We start from the raw sequence: 21,696 nt of genomic DNA on the forward strand, positions 1-21,696 counted from the left end.
TGACCGCCGAACCACGGACCCGGCCACCCGCCGGGCCGAAAACCGGACCTGCGCCCGGCCGGAACCCGGACCGCGAACGGGGCGCGCCGGGCCACGCGCCAGGCGCGGCCCCGGGCGGCCGCCGCGGAGCCCCACCGCTCTCTCGCTCGCCCGGCGCGCGGTACGGCCCGCGGTACGGCCCGCGGTACGGCCCGCGGTGCGTCTCCGGGGCCGAGCGGCGGAGAGTGCCGGCGCACTCGACCCGCGCGGGCGGGGCGGACGGGGGATCAGTGTGCGGGGTCGGTCCCCGGGGGCGGCGTTGCCGGCCGGCGCTCGCGCTGCGCCAGGAGACCGATGATCCCCTTGCGGACGAACTCCCGGGCCCGCAGCGCGCGTCGGGCCGGCCAGCCGTCGGAGGCAGCAGGACCGTCCGTCCCGTATCTGCGTCGGCGGATGTCCTCCACGACCGCCGCGGGCGCTCCCAGGGCACGCAGTTCGTCGAGGGCCTCCCCCTTGGTGATCAGCCGGCCGTCGCGGAGGGTCACCGATGCTCTGGCGAAGGTCAGCATTCCCAGGTCCACCCAGATGTCCTGGAGCCACAGGTCCGCCTTGGCGTCGGCCGTCACGGGCAGCCAGTAGTCCTCCAGCTCGGCACGGATGAACCCGGTCAGCTCCCGATCGTTCACCTCTGGCAGCACGTCGACCGGGGAGGGGCCGCTCAGGACGACTGCTCCCAGGGCCAGTTCGCGACGGCTCACGGGGGTGACGGGACGCTCGAACCACTCGCCCATGGCCCAGGTCGGATGCGCCCGCGCCGAATCAAACTCGTCGCCCCGGGGCACATAGGTGCAGTGCAGGGTCCGGGCGAGGGGGATGTCGGCGATCAATCGCCTGTGGACGGCTCGCAGCTCCTCCTGCTGCCCGTCGGTGGGTTCCGTGCCGACCAGCGCCACCAGATCGAGATCGCTGCGTCCCCCCTGATAGTCCCCCAGAGCCAGTGATCCGTGCGCCCACAGGGCCACCATCGGCACCACCGCACCGACATCGGAGGCGAAGCGTTCGAGCAGGGGCCCGACCTCGGCGGGGAGGTCGCTCACCGAGGTCGTCCTCGTACGGAGGCCGGTGGCGGAGGAGTTGAACGGGCCGCCCCGGACCGGGTCCTGTTCTTCGACGGACAAGGTGAAGGCTCCTTCTGTGCGTTCCTCAGCATCGAGCGGAGCAGAGATGCCCACAACGGATCCTCTGCCACCGCCCCATCGCCTGTCGAACGTCCGTCCGGGCCGAAGCGTCGGGCTCAGCCCCGGCCGGGCAGAACCCAGCCGCGCGCCCCTGCGACGACGTGACCAGCCCCGGAACCCTGCCGGCACGCCCCCGCCGCACGGGCGCGAACCCGGTCGCCGTGCCGGTCGCGACACGGCGCGACATCCCCGGTACCGAGAACGACACGGGAAACGGGCGCCGCCCGCCTCAACTGCCGTACGCGCCCGAGGTGGTGAGCCGCAGCGCGGTGTCGATCAGCGGCACATGGCTGAACGCCTGCGGGAAGTTGCCGACCTGGCGCTGCTCACGGGAGTCCCACTCCTCGGCCAGCAGACCCAGGTCGTTGCGGAGCGAGAGCAGCTTCTCGAACAGCTTTCGCGCCTCGTCCACCCGGCCGATCATCGCCAGATCGTCCGCCAGCCAGAACGAGCAGGCCAGGAACGCGCCCTCCTCGCCCTCCAACCCGTCGACCCCCGGGCCCTCGGCGGCGGTCGGGTAGCGCAGGATGAACCCGTCCTCGGTCGACAGCTCGCGCTGGATCGCCTCCACGGTCCCGATCACCCGTTTGTCGTCCGGCGGCAGGAAGCCCATCTGCGGGATGAGCAGCAGCGAGGCGTCCAGCTCCTTGGAGCCGTAGGACTGGGTGAAGGTGTTGCGCTCGCGGTCGTAGCCCTTGTCGCACACCTCGCGGTGGATGGTGTCCCGCAGCTCCTGCCAGCGCTCCAGCGGGCCGTCGACCTCGCCCGACTCGATCAGCTTGATCGTTCGGTCGACCGCGACCCAGGCCATCACCTTGGAGTGGACGAAGTGGCGGCGCGGCCCGCGGATCTCCCAGATCCCCTCGTCCGGCTCCTGCCAGTGGCCCTCCATGTACTGGATCAGCTTGAGCTGGAGCAGGCTCGCGTAGTCGTTGCGCGCCAATCCGGTCATGTGGCCCAGGTGCAGGGCTTCGGTGACCTCGCCGTAGACGTCCAGCTGGAGCTGCCCGGCCGCGCCGTTGCCCACCCGCACCGGGCGCGAGTCCTCGTAGCCGGGCAGCCAGTCCAACTCGGCCTCGCCCAGCTCGCGTTCGCCCGCGATGCCGTACATGATCTGGAGGTTCTCCGGGTCGCCCGCCACGGCGCGAAGAAGCCACTCGCGCCAGGCGCGCGCCTCGTCGCGGTAGCCGGTGCGCAGCAGCGAGGAGAGCGTGATCGCCGCGTCCCGCAGCCAGGTGAAGCGGTAGTCCCAGTTGCGGCTGCCGCCGATGGCCTCCGGCAGCGAGGTCGTCGGCGCCGCCACGATGCCGCCGGTGGGGGCGTACGTCAGCGCCTTGAGCGTGATCAGCGAACGCACCACCGCCTCCCGGTACGGACCGTGGTACGTGCAGTGGCTCACCCACTCCCGCCAGAACTCCTCCGTCGCCACCAGCGCCGCCTCGGGCTCGGGCATCGGGGGCGGGGGCAGGTGCGAGGGCTGCCAGCTGATGGTGAAGGCGATCCGCTCACCGGCGGCGACGGTGAAGTCGGCGTAGGTGGTGAGGTCTTTGCCGTAGGTCTCCACCTCGGTGTCCAGCCACACCGAGTCCGGACCGGCGACGGCGACGGTGCGCCCGTCGTCCGATCGGTGCACCCAGGGCACCACCCAGCCGTACGCGAACCGCATCCGCAGCGCGGAGGTCATCGGCACCCGGCCGCTGACCCCCTCGACGATCCGCGTGAGCCGCGGGGTCGCGCTGTCCCGGGGAGGCATGAAGTCGGTGACGCGCACCGTGCCCCGAGGGGTGTCCCACTCCGACTCCAGCACCAGCGAGTCGCCCACGTAGCGGCGCCGGGTCGCGTAAGGGGGAGCCGCGTCGCCGGCACGGGCCGGACCGAGCCGCCAGAAGCCGTGCTCCTCGGTGCCGAGCAGTCCGGCGAAGACGGCGTGGGAGTCGAACCGCGGGAAGCAGAGCCAGTCCGCCGTTCCGTCGCGGCGGATGAGGGCTGCGGTCTGCATGTCCCCGATGAGTGCGTAGTCCTCGATGCGCCCGGCCACGTGCTTCTCCAGTCGAACGGTGGTGGCCCCGAAGGGTGTACGGTCTGCGGGCTGTGCCCGCTCGGTGCTGCCCGGTGGAGTATCCGAGCAGGATAGCGAGGCGGGCCGCACCACCGCTCGATGGTGGACTCGGCGGGCGTCGCCGGACAAGCCGCGGACCCGTCGGCTTGTTCACACACCGTCGCGAACCCCGCCCCGACCGGACGGCCCCGCGGCACCCGCCGGTACGGTGCCGCCCCGGTGGACAGCGGGTTACCTGCACACCGCAGAGGCCCTCCGTCCGGCTGATACCCTGGTAGCCCGTGGACGGAGGGTGAAAATCCCCCGCACCGCAGCGACGGCGACCCCGCCGGAAGATCCGGCTCCAGGGACCGACCCGCACCTCACTCGCGACCACGGGAGCCCCCTCTTGGCCTTGCCACCTTCTTCCAGGACGACCAAGCACCTCTTCGTCACCGGGGGCGTCGCCTCCTCTCTCGGCAAGGGGCTCACCGCCTCCAGCCTCGGTGCGCTGCTGAAGGCGCGCGGCCTGCGGGTCACCATGCAGAAGCTCGACCCGTATCTGAACGTCGACCCCGGCACGATGAACCCCTTCCAGCACGGCGAGGTCTTCGTCACCGCCGACGGCGCCGAGACCGACCTGGACATCGGCCACTACGAGCGCTTCCTCGACGTCGAGCTGGACGCCTCGGCCAACGTCACCACCGGCCAGGTCTACTCCTCGGTGATCGCCAAGGAGCGCCGCGGCGAGTACCTGGGCGACACCGTCCAGGTCATCCCGCACATCACCAACGAGATCAAGCACCGCATCCGCCGGATGGCCACCGACGATGTCGACGTCGTCATCACCGAGGTCGGCGGCACGGTCGGCGACATCGAGTCGCTGCCGTTCCTGGAGGCGGTGCGCCAGGTGCGCCACGAGGTCGGCCGGGACAACGTCTTCGTCGTCCACATCTCGCTGCTGCCCTACATCGGCCCCTCGGGCGAGCTGAAGACCAAGCCCACCCAGCACTCGGTCGCAGCCCTGCGCAACATCGGCATCCAGCCGGACGCGATCGTGCTGCGCGCCGACCGCGAGGTGCCCACCTCCATCAAGCGCAAGATCTCGCTGATGTGCGACGTCGACGACGCCGCCGTGGTCGCCGCCATCGACGCCAAGTCGATCTACGACATCCCCAAGGTCCTCCACACCGAGGGCCTCGACGCCTATGTCGTGCGCCGCCTGGACCTGCCCTTCCGGGACGTGGACTGGACCCAGTGGGACGACCTGCTGCGCCGCGTCCACCAGCCCGCGCACGAGGTGAAGGTGGCGCTGGTCGGCAAGTACATCGACCTCCCCGACGCCTACCTCTCGGTCACCGAGGCCATCCGCGCCGGCGGTTTCGCCAACAACGCCCGGGCCTCGATCAAATGGGTCGCCTCGGACGATCTGAAGACCCCCGAGGGCGCCCGCGCCCAGCTCGGCGACGTGGACGCGATCTGTGTGCCCGGCGGCTTCGGCGACCGCGGTGTCGACGGCAAGCTCCAGGCCATCACCTACGCCCGGGAGAACGGCACACCGCTGCTCGGCCTCTGCCTGGGCCTGCAGTGCGTCGTGATCGAGGCCGCCCGCAACCTCGCCGGCATCGAGGGCGCCAACTCCACCGAGTTTGACCGGGCCGCCGCGCACCCGGTGATCTCCACCATGGCCGAGCAGCTGGACATCGTCGCCGGTGACGGCGACATGGGCGGCACCATGCGGCTCGGCCTCTACCCGGCCAAGCTCGCCGAGGGCTCGATCGTGCGCGAGGTCTACGGCGGCGAGCCGTACGTCGAGGAGCGCCACCGGCACCGCTACGAGGTCAACAACGCCTACCGCGGCGAGCTGGAGAAGAAGGCCGGCATCGTCTTCTCCGGCACCTCCCCGGACAACAAGCTCGTCGAGTTCGTGGAGTACCCCCGCCAGACGCACCCCTACCTCGTCGCCACCCAGGCCCACCCCGAGCTGTGCTCCCGCCCGACCCGGCCGCACCCGCTCTTCGCCGGGCTGGTCAAGGCGGCCGTCGAGCGCAAGGAGGCCTGAGCGATGGGCAGTCCGTTGCGCGACGCGCCGCAGGAGTGGACGGTCACCTCGACCAGCACTCCGTTCACCGGGGCCAAGACGGGCGTGGTCAGCGACGAGGTCGTGATGCCGGACGGCAGCACCGCCCGTCGCGACTACCAGACCCACCCCGGTTCGGTCGCGGTGCTGGCGGTGGACGACCGGGAGCGGGTGGTGGTGATCCGCCAGTACCGCCACCCGGTGCGGCACAAGCTGTGGGAGATCCCGGCCGGGCTGCTCGACGTCCCCGGCGAGAACCCGCGCCTGGCCGCGGTGCGCGAGCTCTACGAGGAGGCCCATCTGGAGGCCGCCCGGTGGCGCGTGCTGTGCGACATCTTCTCCAGCCCCGGCGGGACCGACGAGGCGGTGCGCGTCTTCCTGGCGACCGGGCTGACCCGGGCCTCGGGCGAGCGGTACGCCGTGAGCGAGGAGGAGGCCGACATGGAGCTGGACATGGTGCCGGTGGCCGACCTGGTGAGCGGTGTCCTCGCGGGCGAGCTGCAGAACAACGCGCTGGCGGTGGGCGTGCTCGGCTACGCGGCGGCGCGTGCGGGGGAGGGGCTGGAGTCCCTGCGCCCCGCCGACGCGCCCTGGCCGGCCCGCCCGTTCACCGGCCCGGGCGACTGAACGAGCCCGAGCGCGCACTCCCGCACGGCCCGCCCGGATCCCCGGTTGCGGGCCGTGCGGCGTACGAGCCCCCCGGCCCTCACCGGTGATCCACAAAAGTGCCGCGGCCAGGCCGTAGGCTCGCCCCGTGACGGATCAGGCGGTGCGAAGCAGCGTCCCCGGGGCCGCTGCCACAGGCGAAGGTTGGCTCGGCCGGGAGCGGGAGCTCGAAGAGCTGCGGGCCGATGTCGAACGGGCCGGGCTCGACACCCTCGGCGGCAGGCCCGCTGCCCGCGCCCGGGTGCTGCTCATCGCGGGGCAGCCGGGGTCCGGGCGGACGGCGCTGGCGGAGGAGTTCGCCCGCCAGGTGAGCGAGGAGTACCCGGGCGGGGTCGTACGGGCCGCGCTCACCGAACCGGGCGGCTCGGTCGTACCGCTGGAGCGCGTCGCCAGACAACTGCTGGAAGGGCTCGGGGTTCCGGCGCCCGCGGGCACCGCGGAGGACGAACTGCTCCAGGCCGTGCGCGCGGCCGTGCACGAGCGCCGCGCACTGCTGCTCCTGGACGAGGTGGCCGCGGCCGAACAGCTGTTGGAGCTCGTGCCCGACCATCGGGGCGCGCTGGTGGTGGCCACCGCCGAGGGGCCGCTGACCGGCGTTCCCGATGTGCGGCCGTGCACCATCGGCGGGCTCGACCCGCGCTCGGCCGTGACGCTGCTCTCCCGCCGTGCGGGCAGCGAGATCCGGATCACCGTGGACCCGACCGCCGCCCGCCGGGTGGCCGAGCTGTGCGGGATGCAGCCGGCCGCGCTGATCCTCGTCGGCGGCTGGCTCGCCGCGCATCCCCAGGTCTCGGTGCTGGAGGCGGCCCGCGCGCTCGCCGTCCACCGTGACGAACCCCGCGCGCTGGTACGGGCGTTCCGGCTCGTGATGGACGCGCTGCCGAGGAACGCGGCCCGGCTGGCGCGGCTGCTGCCGCTGGCGCCGGCGGGTTTCGTGGACGCCCAACTGGTCTCCGGGCTGGCGGGCTGCTCGCTCGCCGCGGCCCGGGCCGCGCTGGAGGACTTCGCCCGGCTCGGGCTGCTGCGGCCCGTGGGCGCGGGCGCCCACACGTTGCCGGCCTGCCTCCACCCGTTGCTGCTGGAGGTCGCCGAGCGGGAGGAGCGCCCCGCGGATCTGACGCTCGCGCGGGCACGCATGTGGGAGCGCACCGTGCGGCAGCTGCGGGCGTGCTGGGCGATCACCGAACCGCCGGGGTCCTCGGCGCGCACCGAGTTCGACGCGGAGCCGGCGGCGATCAGGTTCGTCTCCGAGGAGGCGGCCGAGCGCTGGCTGCGCTCCCGGCTCCCGGCGCTGATGGCGGCGGCCCGGGAGGCGGTGGCGGACGGCGAACTGGACACCCTCGCCCGGCGGTTGATCGCCGGACTGGCCCAGGCGCTGGCGGCCCACCGCAGCCCCGGGGAAGTGGAGCCCGACCAGTACCGGCTGCACGAACTCGTCCTGCGGGTGGCGGAGCGGCGGGAGTTGCACGCGGAGCGTTCGGCCGCCCTGCTCAACCTCGGCGACCTCGACGTGAGCGGCGGCCGTCCCGCGCAGGCGCTGCCCCGCTACCGCGCGGCGCTGGAGGCGGCCCGGCGGATCGCGGACGAGCCCGACCGGGACCGGGCCTCGATCCGTTCGATGACCTCCCTGGGCGGGACCTACGGCGAACTCGGCGACTGGGCTCGGGCCGCGGACTGGTACGGCAGGGCGCTGGTCCTCGTGCAGACCGGCGGCGACATCGCGGCCGGCACCGCGCTGCAGGCCCGTATCGGCGCGGTGCAGATGTGCGCCGGGCAGTGGACGGAGGCGCTGGCGGCCTGGCGCGCCGCGGCGTCCGGCCACCGCAGGCTGCGCGACGCGGGTGCCTGCGCCCACGCGTTGAGCGAGGTCGCCCGTGCCCAGGAGTACGCCGGCCGCCCGTACGAGGCGCTCCGTACCTGTCAGGAAGCGCTCAAATGGGCCGAGCAGGCGGGCGATCGGCGGATGCGTGCCGCGCTCCATCTGCGACTCGCGGACACCCTGGACCGGTTGGGCGAGCACGGGACGGCGCAGGAACACCGGGCGTCGGCCGAGCCGCTGACGGCAGCCGACCGACCGGTGGAGGGCTCCGATTCCGCGGCCGGGGCGGGGGATTCACCTGCGGTGGAGAGCCAGTCAATGGGCTGACCTGTGAAAGCCAAGGGAAGCTTCAAGAATCTAAGCGATTGCAAGGCTAGACACGAGGAGATCCTTCATTAGACTGGCTTAGTCGAGGCGGTACTGGCTACTCCCGGCTTTATCTCTTCTGTGCCGATGTGTACTGATGAGTACGGAGTTGCTCCGGTGCCGGCGTGTTCACCTCAGGTGCGAGGCCCCCAGTCGCCCGGCGCGACCGACGCCCCTCAGTACCCAGAACAGGACCGTGATCGACGTGAAGGTGGGCATCCCCCGCGAGGTCAAGAACAACGAGTTCCGCGTGGCCATCACCCCGGCCGGCGTGAACGAGCTCGTTCGCAACGGCCACCAGGTCGTCGTCGAGCGAGAGGCCGGTCTCGGGTCCTCCATCCCGGACGCGGAGTACATCGCCGCCGGTGCCGCCGTCCTGGACACCGCCGACGAGGTCTGGGCCGCCGCCGACCTGCTGCTGAAGGTCAAGGAGCCCATCGCCGAGGAGTACCACCGGCTGCGCAAGGACCAGATCCTCTTCACCTACCTCCACCTCGCCGCCTCCCGCGAGTGCACCGACGCGCTGCTCGCCTCGGGCACCACGGCCATCGCCTACGAGACGGTCGAGACGGCCGGCCGCGCGCTGCCGCTGCTGGCGCCGATGTCGGAGGTGGCCGGTCGTATCGCTCCGCAGGTGGGCGCGTACCACCTGATGCGCTCGGCCGGCGGCCGCGGTGTGCTCCCCGGTGGAGTGCCCGGAGTGCACGCGGGTCGCGCCGTGGTGATCGGCGGCGGCGTCTCCGGCTGGAACGCCACCCAGATCGCCGTCGGCATGGGCTTCCACGTGACCCTGCTGGACAAGGACATCAACAAGCTCCGCGAGGCCGACCGGATCTTCGGCACCAAGGTCCGTGCGATCTCCTCCAACGCGCTCGTGCTGGAACAGGCCGTGCTCGAGGCGGACCTGGTCATCGGCGCGGTCCTCGTCCCCGGGGCGAAGGCGCCGAAGCTGGTGACCAACGAGCTGGTCTCCCGGATGAAGTCGGGCAGCGTCCTCGTCGACATCGCGATCGACCAGGGCGGCTGCTTCGAGGACTCGCGGCCCACCACGCACGCCGAGCCCACCTTCCGGGTGCACGACTCGGTCTTCTACTGCGTGGCGAACATGCCCGGCGCGGTGCCCAACACCTCCACCCATGCACTCACCAACGCGACGCTCCCGTACATCGTCGAGCTCGCCAACCGCGGCTGGGTCGAGGCGCTGCGCAGGGACAGCGCCCTCGGGCTCGGCCTCAACACCCATGACGGCAAGGTGGTCTACGGCCCCGTCGCCGAGGCGCACGGGCTGGAGAGCGTCGAACTGGCGTCCCTGCTGGGCTGATTGCCGTACTCGGGCCGGCCGGTCCGGTGCGAGCCGGCCGGTCCGACGCCGTCGACCCGAAGCGCGTGTGTCCGGACGGGGATGAACCCGCTTCGGCGGTGACACGGCTTCACACGGCCGGGGTGTCGACAAAGCTCCGAACTCGAATCGTCGACATTCGAGAGGCGTGCGACGTCAACTTCGCGTAGGTGTCGCGTACTTCGAAAGTGGGATCCCTCTCGGTCCGACCGGAGTCCGTGAAGTGTCGCCGGTGTGCCCCGACTTGACGGGGCGCACCGGCGACATCTGTGTGAGGTGCGATTTCCGGACTCAACTCGCCGCGAACATCACAGTTTTACCGATTCGCCCCGCGCGACCGGCGCTTCGAGGGACTCTGTGCGCCCTTGACAAGTGTGTGTTCACTCACTGACGGATCGCGTCGTGTCCGGTGGATTGTGTTGCTGCGAACGGCCGACACGCCATAGAGTCGCAGACCGTCGGCATGGTGCCACGCTGACCTTGTCGATAAGGATCCTGGTCACCCAAGGAGGCGAAACGGCTTGTGAATGAGTCGACATTTTCTCCCGGGGGAGAACGACCAGGGGCACTCGCGCCGGGCCAGGGGTCCGTGGGGACCGCAGACGTCGGCTCCGTCGCTGTACACACCCACCCCGCCCCTCAGGACCCATTGAGCATGACTGTCCATCACAACACCCAGCAGGGCGCCAACGCGCACGACGGCGCCGCCATCGGTGAACACCCGGGGGGATCGGCTCAGTTGTCCGATACCGGAGACACGCACAGCAGGGACCACGCAGGGATGCCCGACGCCCAGTTCTACGACCCGGACGCGGAGTTCGAGCCCGACCCGGAGTACGCGGCCACGCTCGCGCCCGACGCCGCGCGTCAGCGGCGCGAGCGCATCGGCCCGACCGGACGCCCGCTCCCGTACTTCCCGATCCCCGGACCGGTGTCCGAGCACGGGCCGGCCAAGGTCATCGCGATGTGCAACCAGAAGGGCGGGGTCGGCAAGACGACCTCGACCATCAACCTGGGTGCCGCGCTCGCCGAGTACGGCCGCCGCGTACTGCTCGTCGACTTCGACCCGCAGGGCGCGCTGTCGGTGGGTCTGGGCGTCAACCCCATGGAGTTGGACCTCACCGTCTACAACCTGCTCATGGAGCGGGGCATGACGCCCGACGAGGTGCTGCTCAAGACGGCGGTCGCGGGGATGGACCTGCTGCCGAGCAACATCGACCTCTCCGCCGCCGAGGTCCAGCTGGTCAGCGAAGTGGCCCGGGAGTCCTCGCTGCAGCGTGCGCTCGCGCCGCTGATGTCCGAGTACGACTTCATCGTCATCGACTGCCAGCCCTCGCTCGGCCTGCTGACGGTCAACGCCCTGACCGCCGCGCACAAGGTGATCGTCCCGCTGGAGTGCGAGTTCTTCGCGCTCCGCGGTGTCGCGCTGCTCACCGAGACCATCGAGAAGGTGCAGGAGCGGCTCAACCCGGCCCTCAACCTCGACGGCATCCTCGCCACGATGTACGACTCGCGCACGGTGCACAGCAGAGAGGTGCTGGCACGGGTGGTCGAGGCGTTCGACGACAGCGTCTACCACACCGTGATCGGCCGCACCGTGCGCTTCCCCGAGACCACGGTCGCGGGCGAGCCCATCACCACGTACGCCTCCAACTCCGTCGGCGCCGCCGCATATCGCCAGTTGGCCAGGGAGGTGCTCGCCCGGTGCCACGCCGAGTGAGCCTCCCGGCGGCCGACGAGCTGTTCCGCAACACCGGAGGACCGGGCGTACAGCCGTCCGCGCCGTCGAGCGGCGAGGACAACGCCCGTGCCAGGGCGGCCTCCAGAGTGCCCGCGCCGGGCGGCGACTCCGAGCCCACCGAGCACGCCACCGCCGAGGACCAGAGCGAGGAGGCCGAGCAGTCGCGCCGCGGTACCGCCCGTACGCCCCGGCAGACGCGTTCGGCCGCGGGCGGCGAGAGCCGCACCGCCCGGCAGGGCAGCGCCACCGGCTCCGGCGGCGGTACGGACAGCGCCGGCCGCCGCCCCCGTGCGGCACGCAGGCCCAGCGGCCGCGAGCGACACGACGAGAAGATCACCGTCTATGTCTCCGCCGAAGAGCTGATGGACCTGGAGCACGCACGACTCGTACTGCGCGGCGAGTACGGACTCGCGGTGGACCGCGGGCGGATAGTGCGCGAGGCGGTGGCCGTGGTGCTGGCCGACCTGGAGTCGCGCGGCGACGCCAGCATCCTGGTGCGCCGGCTGCGCGGTCGCTGACCGCGATCCGCACACCACGAGCGGTGGGGCCGGTTGATGCCTGCGCCGACGGGCCGCTGCGCCGCGTCCCCGCCCCGGCCGGGCGGCGGAGTCCGGCGCGGTAATGTGCCAGCGATGACCGTGCCCGAGGAGCCCGCCGACCGCGTACGCCCCACCCGCCGCCTGCTTGGGCGCGGCCCGCAGGAGGCGTACGGCGGCGAGGCGTCCGAGGGCGGGGAGCGCGGCGGCCGGGCGCTCGAACAGCCCGCGCACGAGCCCTCGGAGGACCGCACGGCGGACGAGGACTTCGGGCCCCCTCCGCCCAACGCACCTGCTCCTCCCGCGATTTCGCCCACCGAGACCTCCGGGGAGCCCGACCCCGTCCAGCTCCCCGACGCGCCCGCCGTCCCGCCGGCCACACCAGACGCACCTGTCGCGCCCGACGCGCCTGCCGGGGCGACACCGACGGCGGCTCCCGCGGGCTCCGCCGCGTACACCGCGCCCGCGTACACCGCGCCCCCGGACGCCGAAGCGGCGGCGGACGACGGCCGGTTCAAGGTGGTGCTGGAGAACTTCGAGGGCCCTTTCGATCTCCTGCTGCAGCTCATCGCCAAACACAAGATGGACGTCACCGAGGTCGCGCTCTCCCGGGTGACCGACGAGTTCATGGCGCATCTGCGGGCGATGGGACCGGACTGGGATCTGGACCAGACCACCGAGTTCCTGGTGGTGGCGGCGACTCTGCTGGATCTGAAGGCGGCCCGGCTGCTGCCGGCCGCCGAGATCGAGGACGAGGCGGACCTCGCGCTGCTGGAGGCGCGCGATCTGCTGTTCGCCCGGCTGCTCCAGTACCGCGCGTACAAGGAGATCGTGGAGATCCTCTCCGAGCGGATGGCCGCCGAGGCGCGTCGCCACCCGCGGACGGTCGGCCTGGAACCGCACCACGCGGAGCTGCTGCCCGAGGTGGTCATCCGGCTGGGGCCGGAGGGTTTCGCCGCGCTCGCGGTGAAGGCGATGCAGCCCAGACCACGGCCCGAGGTGTACGTCGACCACATCCACGCGCCGCTGGTCAGCGTGCGCGAGCAGGCCGAGCTGATGGTCGAACGTCTCCGCGCGGGCGGGGAGTTGAGCTTCGCCGAGCTGACCGAGGACGTCGAGGACACCCTCACCGTGGTCGCCCGCTTCCTGGCGCTGTTGGAGCTCTACCGCGAACGCGCGGTGGCTCTCGACCAGCCGGAGGCGCTGGGGGCGCTCATGGTGCGCTGGAGCGGCGAAGGCAGTCAACGGCCCGTCGTGAGCGACGAGTTCGACCAGGAGACGAGGCCGCAGTCGGACGCTCCGGCCGCGGTCGGCACACAGGACCGGGGCACACACGTATGAGGGCGCAACCATGACCGAGCACAGCAGCGCGGACCCCGTCGGCCGCGTCGACACGTACCGCGCGACCGGTGTCGCGGACCCGGCTGCGCTGCCCGAGCAGCAGTCCGGCCCGCCGGCGGGGGAGAGCGCCGTCGCGGAGCTGGATCTGCGCCCGGCGCTGGAGGCCGTGCTGATGGTGGTCGACGAGCCGGCGAGCGAGGAGCTGCTGGCCAGGGTGTTGCAGCGGTCGCGGCGGGCGGTCAGCGGTGCGCTTCGGGAGCTCGCCGAGGAGTACACCGCCCAGGGCCGGGGCTTCGAGCTGCGCGAGGTCGCCGGCGGATGGCGCTTCTACAGCCGCGCCGCGTACGCGGACGCGGTGGAGGGGTTCGTCCTGGACGGTCAGCACGCCCGTCTCACCCAGGCCGCGCTGGAGACGCTGGCGGTGGTCGCCTACCGTCAGCCCGTCAGTCGTTCCCGGGTCTCCGCGGTCCGCGGGGTGAACTGCGACGGCGTGATGCGTACCCTTCTACAGCGCGGGCTGGTGGCCGAGGCGGGCACCGAACCCGAAACAGGTGCGATCCTGTATGTGACGACGCACTACTTCCTGGAGCGAATGGGCCTGCGCGGCCTGGACGAGCTGCCGGACCTTGCCCCCTTCCTCCCGGAGGCGGAGGCGGTCGAGGGCGAGAGTCAGGAAGGTGTGCCGTCGTTCGACGTAGACGACGACAGCGACGAGCCGACGCGGCCCGCCGGCTGAGCCCCGACAGTTAAGACGGAAGACGTAATGCGAAGCAGCGGCAACGACAGCAACCGGAATCCCCGCGGCGGGAACCGGAACCCCGGGGGCGCGGGCAAGGGCCGCGACGAGCAGCGCAAGCGCCGTCCCCGTCCCGAGGAGCGGCGCTACGACGTCGGCGAGGGCGGACCCGGCCAGGGCCCACGGGGCGGCGCGGGCCAGGGCGAGCGCGGCCGCAGCGACCGGAGCCGGGACGACCGGGGCCGGGGCGGCCGGAGTCAGGGCGGCCGGGACGGCTGGAGCCGGGACGACCGGGGCCGGGACGACCGGGGCCGGGACGACCGGGATCGTGGCGGCCGGGACGACCGGAACCGGGACGACCGGGACCGGGACCGGGACCGCGGCGGAGCCGGCGGTTCGGGCCGGCCGAAGCCCGCGTACAAGGCCGGCGGCAAGCCCACCGGCGGACCCAAGGGCTCCGGCGGGCCGAAGGGCTTCGGCGGACCCAGGGGCGGCAAGGGCCAGCCGGGCCGCAAGCGGACCGCTCCCGCACGGCCCCGCGAGTACGAGGCGCAGATCGAGGAGCGCAACCGCGCCCGGCACGACAAGCCGATCGCCAAGCTGCCCAAGACCTTCGGCGAGGTCGAGGGCGAGCGTCTGCAGAAGGTGCTGGCACGCGCCGGCATGGGTTCGCGCCGCGCCTGCGAGGAACTGATCGAGCGGGCCAGGGTCGAGGTCAACGGCCAGATCGTGCTGGAGCAGGGCCTGCGGGTCGACCCGGAGAAGGACGAGATCAAGGTCGACGGACTGACTGTCGCGACCCAGTCGTACCTCTTCTTCGCGCTCAACAAGCCGGCCGGTGTCGTCGCCTCCATGGAGGACCCGGACGGCCGCCAGTGCCTCGGCGACTACGTGCAGAACCGTGAGACGCGTCTCTTCCACGTCGGCCGGCTCGACACCGAGACCGAGGGCATCATCCTGCTCACCAACCACGGCGAGCTGGCCCACCGCCTCACCCACCCCCGCTACCACGTGCGCAAGACGTATCTGGCCGCGATCCAGGGGCCGTTGCCGCGCGAGCTGGGCAAGCGCCTCAAGGACGGCATCAAGCTGGACGACGGATACGCCCGCGCCGACCACTTCCGCGTGGTGGAGAACACCGGAAAGAACTACCTCGTCGAGGTCAGCCTGCACGAGGGCCGCAAGCACATCGTGCGCCGGATGCTCGCCGAGGCGGGCTTCCCGGTCGAGAAGCTGGTGCGGACGAAGTTCGGCCCGATTCCGCTGGGCGACCAGAAGTCGGGCTGGCTGCGCCGGATGACCAACACCGAGGTCGGGATGCTGATGAACGAGGTCGGCCTCTGAGCGCAGCCGGTACGGCCGGGCCGATCACCTGTTGGACATCGGGTGACGCGGCCCGGCCGGTCCGTATCCTGGCAGCACTCGGCACCGGACCAGGGCCGTACCGCCCGGGGGCGGGGCCCGTACAGCGCAAGGACACCGCACGCACATGCGAACCGCACTCGTCATCGGCACCGGACTGATCGGCACCTCGGTCGGTCTGGCCCTCTCCGCCCGGGGCGTGGCGGTGCGGCTGCGCGACGTCGATCCGGCCAACGCCTCGCTCGCCGCCTCGCGGGGCGCGGGGTCGGACGCCGAGTCGCGGGAGCCGGTCGACCTCGCCGTCATCGCGGTGCCGCCGGCGCACATCGCCGCCGCGGTGGTGGCGGCCCAGCAGGAGGGCGTCGCTCGCGGGTACCTCGACGTGGGCAGCGTGAAGAGCGGTCCGCGCGGCGAACTCGCCTCGCTCGGCGGCGACTTGAGCACCTACCTCGGTACGCACCCGATGGCCGGCAAGGAGAAGGCGGGCCCGCTCGCCGCCACCGCCGACCTCTTCGAGGGCAGGCCGTGGGTGCTCACCCCCACCCCCGCCACCGAGACCGAGGTGCTGAACCTGGCACTGGAACTGATCTCGCTGTGCCGCGCGGTGCCGGTGGTGATGGAGGCCGAGGCGCACGACCGCGCGGTGGCGCTGGTCTCGCACACCCCGCAGCTGCTCTCCAGCCTGGTGGCCGCCAGGCTGGAGGAGGCCGACGAGACGGCGGTGCGACTCTGCGGCCAGGGCATCAGGGACGTCACGAGGATCGCGGCGTCCGACCCCGACATGTGGCTGGACATCCTGGCCGCGAACCCCGACCCGGTCGCCGACGTGCTGGCGGCCGTCGCCGAGGACCTGACCGCGACGGTCGCCTCGCTGCGGGCGCTCGCCTCCGCCGACGGCGCCGAGCGCTCCGAGGGCGGGGCCGGCATCTCCGACATACTGCGCCGCGGCAACACCGGCAGGGCGCGGGTGCCGGGCAAGCACGGCCAGGCGCCGACGGCGTACGAGACGGTCACCGTGCTGATCTCCGACGAACCGGGCGAGCTGGCCCGGATCTTCGCCGACGCGGGCCAGGCGGGGGTCAACATCGAGGACGTGCGCATCGAGCACGCCGCCGGCCAGCAGGCGGGGCACGTACAGCTGATGGTCGAGCCGCGTTCGGCCGCCTCGTTGGCCGCCGCGCTGCGGGCCAGGGGCTGGGCGCTGCGGGCGCGCTGAGGCCGTGCCGAGGGCGCGGTCCCCGGGGGATACGCGTTTCAGGACCGGTGGGGCTAGCCGGTAGCCTTGGGCCGGTCGCCCGTCGCGCCCGCGTACCGACGCCGACGCCGACGACACCGCCTCGCGACTCCCCGCGTTCACGAAAGGTCCCTGTCACCGTGGCTGCATCCCCCCAGGAGACGAACCCCGTACGCCCTGGTGCCCAGGCTCCCGTCGTCGTCGCCATCGACGGCCCGTCGGGGACGGGCAAGTCCAGCACCTCCAAGGCGGTCGCCGCCAAGCTGGGGCTGCGCTACCTCGACACCGGCGCGCAGTACCGCGCGATCACCTGGTGGATGCTCACCCACGGCGTGGACGTGAACGACGCGGCGGCCGTGGCCGAGGCCTCCGGCAGGCCCGCCATCGTCTCCACCACCGACCCCGCCGCCCCCGGCATCACCGCCGACGGGGAGGACGCCTCCGGGCCGATCCGCACCCAGGAGGTCACCGCGGCGGTCAGCGCGGTCAGCGCGGTGCCCGAGGTGCGCAGCCGGATCACCGAGCTCCAGCGCTCCATCGCCGCCTCGGCGCCCGAGGGCATGGTCGTCGAGGGCCGGGACATCGGGACCACCGTGCTGCCGAACGCCGATCTCAAGATCTTCCTCACCGCCTCTCCCGAGGCGAGGGCCGAGCGCAGGGGCGGCGAACTCAAGGCCAAGAACGGCCAGGCCGATCTGGCCGCCACCCAGGAGGCGCTGCTCAAGCGCGACCGGGCCGACTCCAGTCGAGCCGTGTCACCGCTGCTGAAGGCGGAGGACGCGGTGGAGGTCGACACCACCGAGCTGACGCTGGAGCAGGTCATCGAGTGCGTCGTCACCCTGATCGTGGAGAAGCAGCGGGCCTGAGCGTGCCTCGCGGCCGGGCGGGAGCACTCCGTCACGCGGCCGGCGGCCGGACTCCCGGCCAGTGCGCCGGACGTCGGCGGCGGGCGCGGCAGCAGCGAGGGGCGCGAGCGCCCAGGCCGTACGGGTCGGCCCGTACGGCCACCCATTGACTGATGAGAACAGGGACAGGACTTCATGAACGACCAGATCCACTCCGGCGACGACGGGCACGGTGAGCTCGGCGACGCCGAGTACGCGGAGTTCATGGAGCTCGCCGCGCAGGAGGGCTTCGACCCCGAGGACATCGAGGGCGCGCTGGACGAGGCCGGCCACGGGCCGCTGCCCGTGCTCGCCGTCGTGGGCCGCCCCAACGTCGGCAAGTCGACGCTGGTGAACCGCATCCTCGGCCGCCGCGAGGCAGTCGTCGAGGACCGTCCGGGCGTCACCAGGGACCGGGTGACCTACGAGGCCGAGTGGGCCGGCCGCCGCTTCAAGGTGGTCGACACCGGAGGTTGGGAGCAGGACGTCCTCGGCATCGACGCCTCGGTGGCCGCCCAGGCCGAGTTCGCCATCGAGGCGGCCGACGCGGTAATCTTCGTGGTCGACGCCGGAGTCGGCGCCACCGACACCGACGAGGCCGTCGTCAAGCTGCTGCGCCGCGCGGGCAAGCCCGTGGTGCTCTGCGCCAACAAGGTCGACGGCCAGTCCGGCGAGGCGGACGCGGCGATGCTGTGGTCGCTGGGTCTCGGCGAGCCGCACCCGGTCTCCGCACTGCACGGCCGCGGCACCGGCGACATGCTCGACGAGGTGCTGAAGGTCCTGCCCGAGGCGCCCGCCCAGACGTTCGGGCAGGTCCTCGGCGGCCCGCGCCGCATCGCCCTCATCGGCCGCCCCAACGTCGGCAAGTCCTCGCTGCTGAACAAGGTCGCCGGCGAGAACCGCGTGGTGGTCAACGAGGTCGCCGGCACCACCCGTGACCCGGTGGACGAGCGCATCGAACTGGCCGGCCGCACCTGGACGTTCGTCGACACCGCAGGCATCCGCCGCCGCGTGCACCTCACCGAGGGCGCGGACTACTACGCCTCGCTGCGCACCGCGGCCGCGCTGGAGAAGGCGGAGGTCGCGGTCGTGCTGATCGACGTCAGCGAGCCGATCAGCGTGCAGGACACCCGGATCATCAGCATGGCGGTGGACTCCGGCCGTGCCGTGGTGATCGCGTACAACAAGTGGGACACCCTCGACGACGAGCGCCGCTTCTACCTGGAGCGCGAGATCGAGCGCGATCTCGTCCAGGTCCAGTGGGCGCCCAGGGTCAACATCTCGGCCGCCACCGGCCGGCACACCGAGAAGCTGGTGCCGGCCATGGACACCGCGCTGGAGGGCTGGGAGACGCGCGTCCCGACCGGGCGGCTGAACGCCTTCCTCGGCGAGATCGCCGCCTCCCACCCGCACCCGGTGCGCGGCGGCAAGCAGCCGCGTGTGCTGTTCGGCACCCAGGCCGGCACCCGCCCGCCGCGGTTCGTGCTCTTCGCCTCGGGCTTCCTGGAGGCGGGCTACCGTCGGTTCATCGAGCGCCGGTTGCGCGAGGAGTTCGGCTTCCGCGGCACCCCGATCCAGGTGTCGGTACGGGTTCGGGAGAAGCGCGGCCGGGGCGGACGCAACGCCCGCAAGTAGCAGCGGCAGCAGGGGAGTCCGGGCCGTGTGCCCGGACCGCCCGCCGCCGGGCCCGCGCGCACCCGGCCGGAGTGCGCGGGCCCCTGGACGGGTGCCTCCGGGTCAGAGCCCGTGCTCGCGCGCCTCACCGCGCCCGGGCGGCAGTGCGGCCGGCCGCGAGTGGCCCCGCAGTCGGCGGTCTTCGTGCCAGGAGCCGGAGAGACCGGTGCTGTACAGCGTGCCGAAGCCCTCGAAGCGCAACGATTCCTCGCCGGACCGGTCGCCGGGCAGAGTGCGGAAGAGCCGTCGGTACTCCGCGTAGAGCGCGTCGTAGATGGGGGTGTTGGAGCGCTCCCGGGAAGCGCGGTCGGCGGTCTCGCGGGCGGGTCGCATGCCGGGGATCTGGCTGTGGACGGGCTGCGGACGGGGTCGGGAAGGTTCGTATGGCTGCACACCGTGGCCAACGACCGCACGGCCCCGCTGGATGCGGGGCCGTGCGGGCGAACGTGTGCCGGACTACCACCGGTCAGGTGCCCGCCAGCGGCATCGCGGCGGCCACCAGGCTGCCGTTCGCCGCGGCCTTCTCCAGCGCCTGGCGCATCAGGTCCTCGCGCGGCTGGTCGCCGACCCAGCCGGTGGGGGTGGCGTACACGAGCACCGTGCTGTTGCGGTTGGCGGTGCTGCGCCACTCGTCGGTCACCGGCAGCGGCTGGTGCGCCTGCCACCACGACTCGGTCGGAGTGCCCTCCGGGCCGGGCTGGAGCACCGCGTGCAGCTGCCCGGCCGCCATCAGGACCGACCAGCCGGGAATGGCCGCGGGCATCCGGTCGATGTCGCCGAGCGTGCTGAACCCGTGCTCCAGCAGCAGGGTGAGGAACTCGTCCTGCGTACCCGTCGAGCCGGGACGGACGATCGCGGCGCTCGGCTCGACGACGATCGCCGCGCGCAGCTGGTCGCCGACCAGCACCTGGCCGCACGTGACCTTCAGAACCGCCTGCTCGCCCGGGCTGCCGGGGGCTTCGGCGGAGTCACCGGTGATGGTGCGCACGGCACCCTGGATCTGCTCCTCGCTGACCCGCACGATCTGCGAGGGCACGCAGGTGGCGTGGGCGAAGGCGAGCACGGCCGTCTCGTCGCCGATGAACAGTACGGTGCTGGTGCGCTCCTTGCCGGTGTCGCCCGGAGTGCGGCAGGAGGTGCAGTCGTAGCTGCCGGGGGCGGTCTCGCCGGCGAGGAGGCGGGTGACCTCTTCTTCGCCGATCTCGGCGCGTACGTCGTCACTGACGTCAAGGATGGGGGACACAGGAGACTCCTGGCGTTCGGTGCTGTTTCACAAGGACAACGGGTCTGCGGCCCCTCGGTCACGCAACCGGCCCCGCCGGTATGACATCCGCGGCTCGCACCCGCCCCTCCGCCGACCGGGTGGCCGCCTGCCGTACGCCCGACCGGTCGGCGGCGCGAGCGGTCCGGCGTCCGCGGCGTGGGCTCCGCCCGCAGCTCCGCCCGCAGCTCCGTCACGACGGCTGCTTCACCGACTGCGCACAACTTCCCAACAAAACCCGTCGATCGGGCCAACCCGAGAGGCCTCTGGGGCGTCTGACTTCTTGAAGGGCGGAGGAAGCGGACGCGCTCCCCGCACCGCACCACGGACAGAGGACCCATGTTCAGCGCCCTCCCGCAGCTCATCGCCCCCGCGGTCGGCGGCACGCCCGGAAGGAGAGGCGCCCTGTGACCACCGCTGCCCGCCGCTCGGTTCCGGGCCCCCGCCCCACCGCCGGCGCTCCGGTCGCGGACTGCACCGCGGACACCGCGGGAGGGCTCACCTTCGACATCGCGCTGGGAGGCCGCAAGGAGCGGTGGGACGCCGGTCTGCTGCTGCACGGCGCGCAGGACGGCGCGGACCCCGTGCGCCTGCCGCTGGTGCCCGCGGGGGCGGAAGTGCTGCGCGCGGTGCTGCCGAGCACCATGCGGCTCGCCGAGGGCCGTTGGCGCGCAAGTCTGGTGCTGGGCGACCGGGCGCCGCGCAGACTCCGGTCCGGCGCGCACGATCTGCGCTCGCTGGTGGCCAGGGTGCCGCGAACCGGACGCACCTGGCTGGGGGTTCGCATCCCGTACCGCACCCAGGGCGGAGGTCTCTCGGTGCGGTCCTGGCACCGCTGGCCGCATGCCGAGGCGAGCGAACTGCGGGTGGAGGACGGCGGGATGACGGTCCGCGGCCGGTTGCACGGCGCGGACTTCGCGGACGGGGCACGGCTGGAGGTCCGTGCCCGCGACGGCGGCGCGGTCGCGCTGGGCGTTCCGCTGGTCAGGGACGAGCACAGCTTCACGGCGCGGCTGCCGCTGGAGGGGCTGGCCGAACAGCCGCAGGAGAGCGGCTGGTTGCTGTGGCTGCGTCCGGGCGGTGACGTCCCCGCGGTACGCGTCGCCCGCATCCTCGACGATCTGGTGGACAAGCGTCATGCGGTCCGCTACCCGGCCGTTCCGCTGCTCTCCGGCACCAAGGGCGTACGCCCCTGCTACACCGGGGACAACGACCTGGCCATCCGCTGGGAGAGCCGCACGCCCGCCGACGATCTGCGCACCGGCCGGACCGCCCTGCCCGGCTGAGCCGCACCCGCTGAGCCGCGGCCGCCCTCGTACCCGTACCCGTACGCGCCGCCACCGCCCCGGGCCCGCCGGCCGGCGCAACGGGCCCGGGCGGGCGGCGCAACGGGCCTGGGGCG

At 72.6% G+C, this 21,696-nt stretch carries 17 protein-coding genes; 13 read left to right on the forward strand and 4 right to left on the reverse strand.

What is annotated here, in order from left to right; all coding sequences use genetic code 11:
• Positions 1-266: 266 nt before the first annotated feature.
• Complete coding sequence (locus MTQ01_RS24075) at positions 267-1,157, reverse strand: hypothetical protein (protein ID WP_247492978.1); 891 nt, start codon at positions 1,155-1,157, stop codon at positions 267-269.
• Positions 1,158-1,446: 289 nt separating this feature from the next.
• Entirely contained in the window at positions 1,447-3,216 is a 1,770-nt protein-coding gene (locus tag MTQ01_RS24080) for a glycoside hydrolase family 15 protein (protein ID WP_247493040.1), read from the reverse strand.
• Between the two features lie 454 nt (positions 3,217-3,670).
• On the opposite strand from MTQ01_RS24080, the gene MTQ01_RS24085 reads away from it, so the two are divergent.
• From MTQ01_RS24085 to der, 12 genes are all read left to right on the forward strand, one after another.
• A complete protein-coding gene (locus MTQ01_RS24085; protein WP_247492979.1) occupies positions 3,671-5,317 on the forward strand; it encodes a CTP synthase in 1,647 nt (548 codons plus the stop codon).
• A 3-nt stretch (positions 5,318-5,320) separates the two neighbouring features.
• The gene (locus MTQ01_RS24090) at positions 5,321-5,962 is read left to right on the forward strand and encodes an NUDIX hydrolase (RefSeq protein ID WP_247492980.1); all 642 of its coding nucleotides are present in this window, start codon (positions 5,321-5,323) and stop codon (positions 5,960-5,962) included.
• Positions 5,963-6,089: 127 nt separating this feature from the next.
• Positions 6,090-8,147, forward strand: coding sequence for a tetratricopeptide repeat protein (locus MTQ01_RS24095; RefSeq protein WP_247492981.1), 2,058 nt, complete (start codon positions 6,090-6,092; stop codon positions 8,145-8,147).
• 235 nt (positions 8,148-8,382) lie between these two features.
• A complete protein-coding gene (ald, locus tag MTQ01_RS24100) occupies positions 8,383-9,507 on the forward strand; it encodes an alanine dehydrogenase (protein ID WP_247492982.1) in 1,125 nt (374 codons plus the stop codon).
• 541 nt (positions 9,508-10,048) lie between these two features.
• On the forward strand, positions 10,049-11,245 hold the full coding sequence (locus tag MTQ01_RS24105; RefSeq protein ID WP_247492983.1) for a ParA family protein: 1,197 nt from the start codon (positions 10,049-10,051) through the stop codon (positions 11,243-11,245).
• Entirely contained in the window at positions 11,230-11,784 is a 555-nt protein-coding gene (locus tag MTQ01_RS24110) for a hypothetical protein (RefSeq protein ID WP_247492984.1), read from the forward strand. The genes MTQ01_RS24105 and MTQ01_RS24110 overlap by 16 nt, the downstream gene beginning before the upstream one ends.
• A gap of 114 nt (positions 11,785-11,898) precedes the next feature.
• Positions 11,899-13,143, forward strand: a complete 1,245-nt coding sequence (locus MTQ01_RS24115) for a ScpA family protein (protein ID WP_247492985.1) — start codon at positions 11,899-11,901, stop codon at positions 13,141-13,143.
• A gap of 10 nt (positions 13,144-13,153) precedes the next feature.
• The gene (scpB, locus tag MTQ01_RS24120; protein WP_247492986.1) at positions 13,154-13,879 is read left to right on the forward strand and encodes an SMC-Scp complex subunit ScpB; all 726 of its coding nucleotides are present in this window, start codon (positions 13,154-13,156) and stop codon (positions 13,877-13,879) included.
• Positions 13,880-13,906: 27 nt separating this feature from the next.
• Complete coding sequence (locus MTQ01_RS24125; RefSeq protein ID WP_247492987.1) at positions 13,907-15,223, forward strand: pseudouridine synthase; 1,317 nt, start codon at positions 13,907-13,909, stop codon at positions 15,221-15,223.
• A gap of 145 nt (positions 15,224-15,368) precedes the next feature.
• Positions 15,369-16,457, forward strand: coding sequence for a prephenate dehydrogenase (locus tag MTQ01_RS24130; RefSeq protein WP_247492988.1), 1,089 nt, complete (start codon positions 15,369-15,371; stop codon positions 16,455-16,457).
• Positions 16,458-16,615: 158 nt separating this feature from the next.
• Positions 16,616-17,341: a (d)CMP kinase gene (cmk, locus tag MTQ01_RS24135; RefSeq protein ID WP_247492989.1), complete on the forward strand. Its 726-nt coding sequence runs from the start codon at positions 16,616-16,618 to the stop codon at positions 17,339-17,341.
• 174 nt (positions 17,342-17,515) lie between these two features.
• The gene (gene der, locus MTQ01_RS24140; RefSeq protein ID WP_247492990.1) at positions 17,516-18,994 is read left to right on the forward strand and encodes a ribosome biogenesis GTPase Der; all 1,479 of its coding nucleotides are present in this window, start codon (positions 17,516-17,518) and stop codon (positions 18,992-18,994) included.
• 102 nt (positions 18,995-19,096) lie between these two features.
• Here the strand turns inward: der and MTQ01_RS24145 are convergent, their stop codons facing one another.
• Together MTQ01_RS24145 and MTQ01_RS24150 are read right to left on the reverse strand one after the other, a co-directional pair.
• Positions 19,097-19,366 carry a hypothetical protein gene (locus MTQ01_RS24145; RefSeq protein ID WP_282614092.1) on the reverse strand — a complete coding sequence of 90 codons (270 nt, stop codon included), beginning with the start codon at positions 19,364-19,366 and terminating at the stop codon, positions 19,097-19,099.
• A 133-nt stretch (positions 19,367-19,499) separates the two neighbouring features.
• Positions 19,500-20,276 (reverse strand): hypothetical protein, encoded by a 777-nt coding sequence (locus MTQ01_RS24150; protein WP_247492992.1) that lies wholly within the window; start codon positions 20,274-20,276, stop codon positions 19,500-19,502.
• Between the two features lie 425 nt (positions 20,277-20,701).
• Here MTQ01_RS24150 and MTQ01_RS24155 point away from each other — a divergent pair, with 425 nt between their 5' ends.
• Positions 20,702-21,580 (forward strand): hypothetical protein, encoded by an 879-nt coding sequence (locus MTQ01_RS24155; protein WP_247492993.1) that lies wholly within the window; start codon positions 20,702-20,704, stop codon positions 21,578-21,580.
• Positions 21,581-21,696: the final 116 nt, after the last annotated feature.

Source organism: Streptomyces sp. XM4193 (assembly GCF_023072595.1).
Taxonomy (GTDB): domain Bacteria; phylum Actinomycetota; class Actinomycetes; order Streptomycetales; family Streptomycetaceae; genus Streptomyces.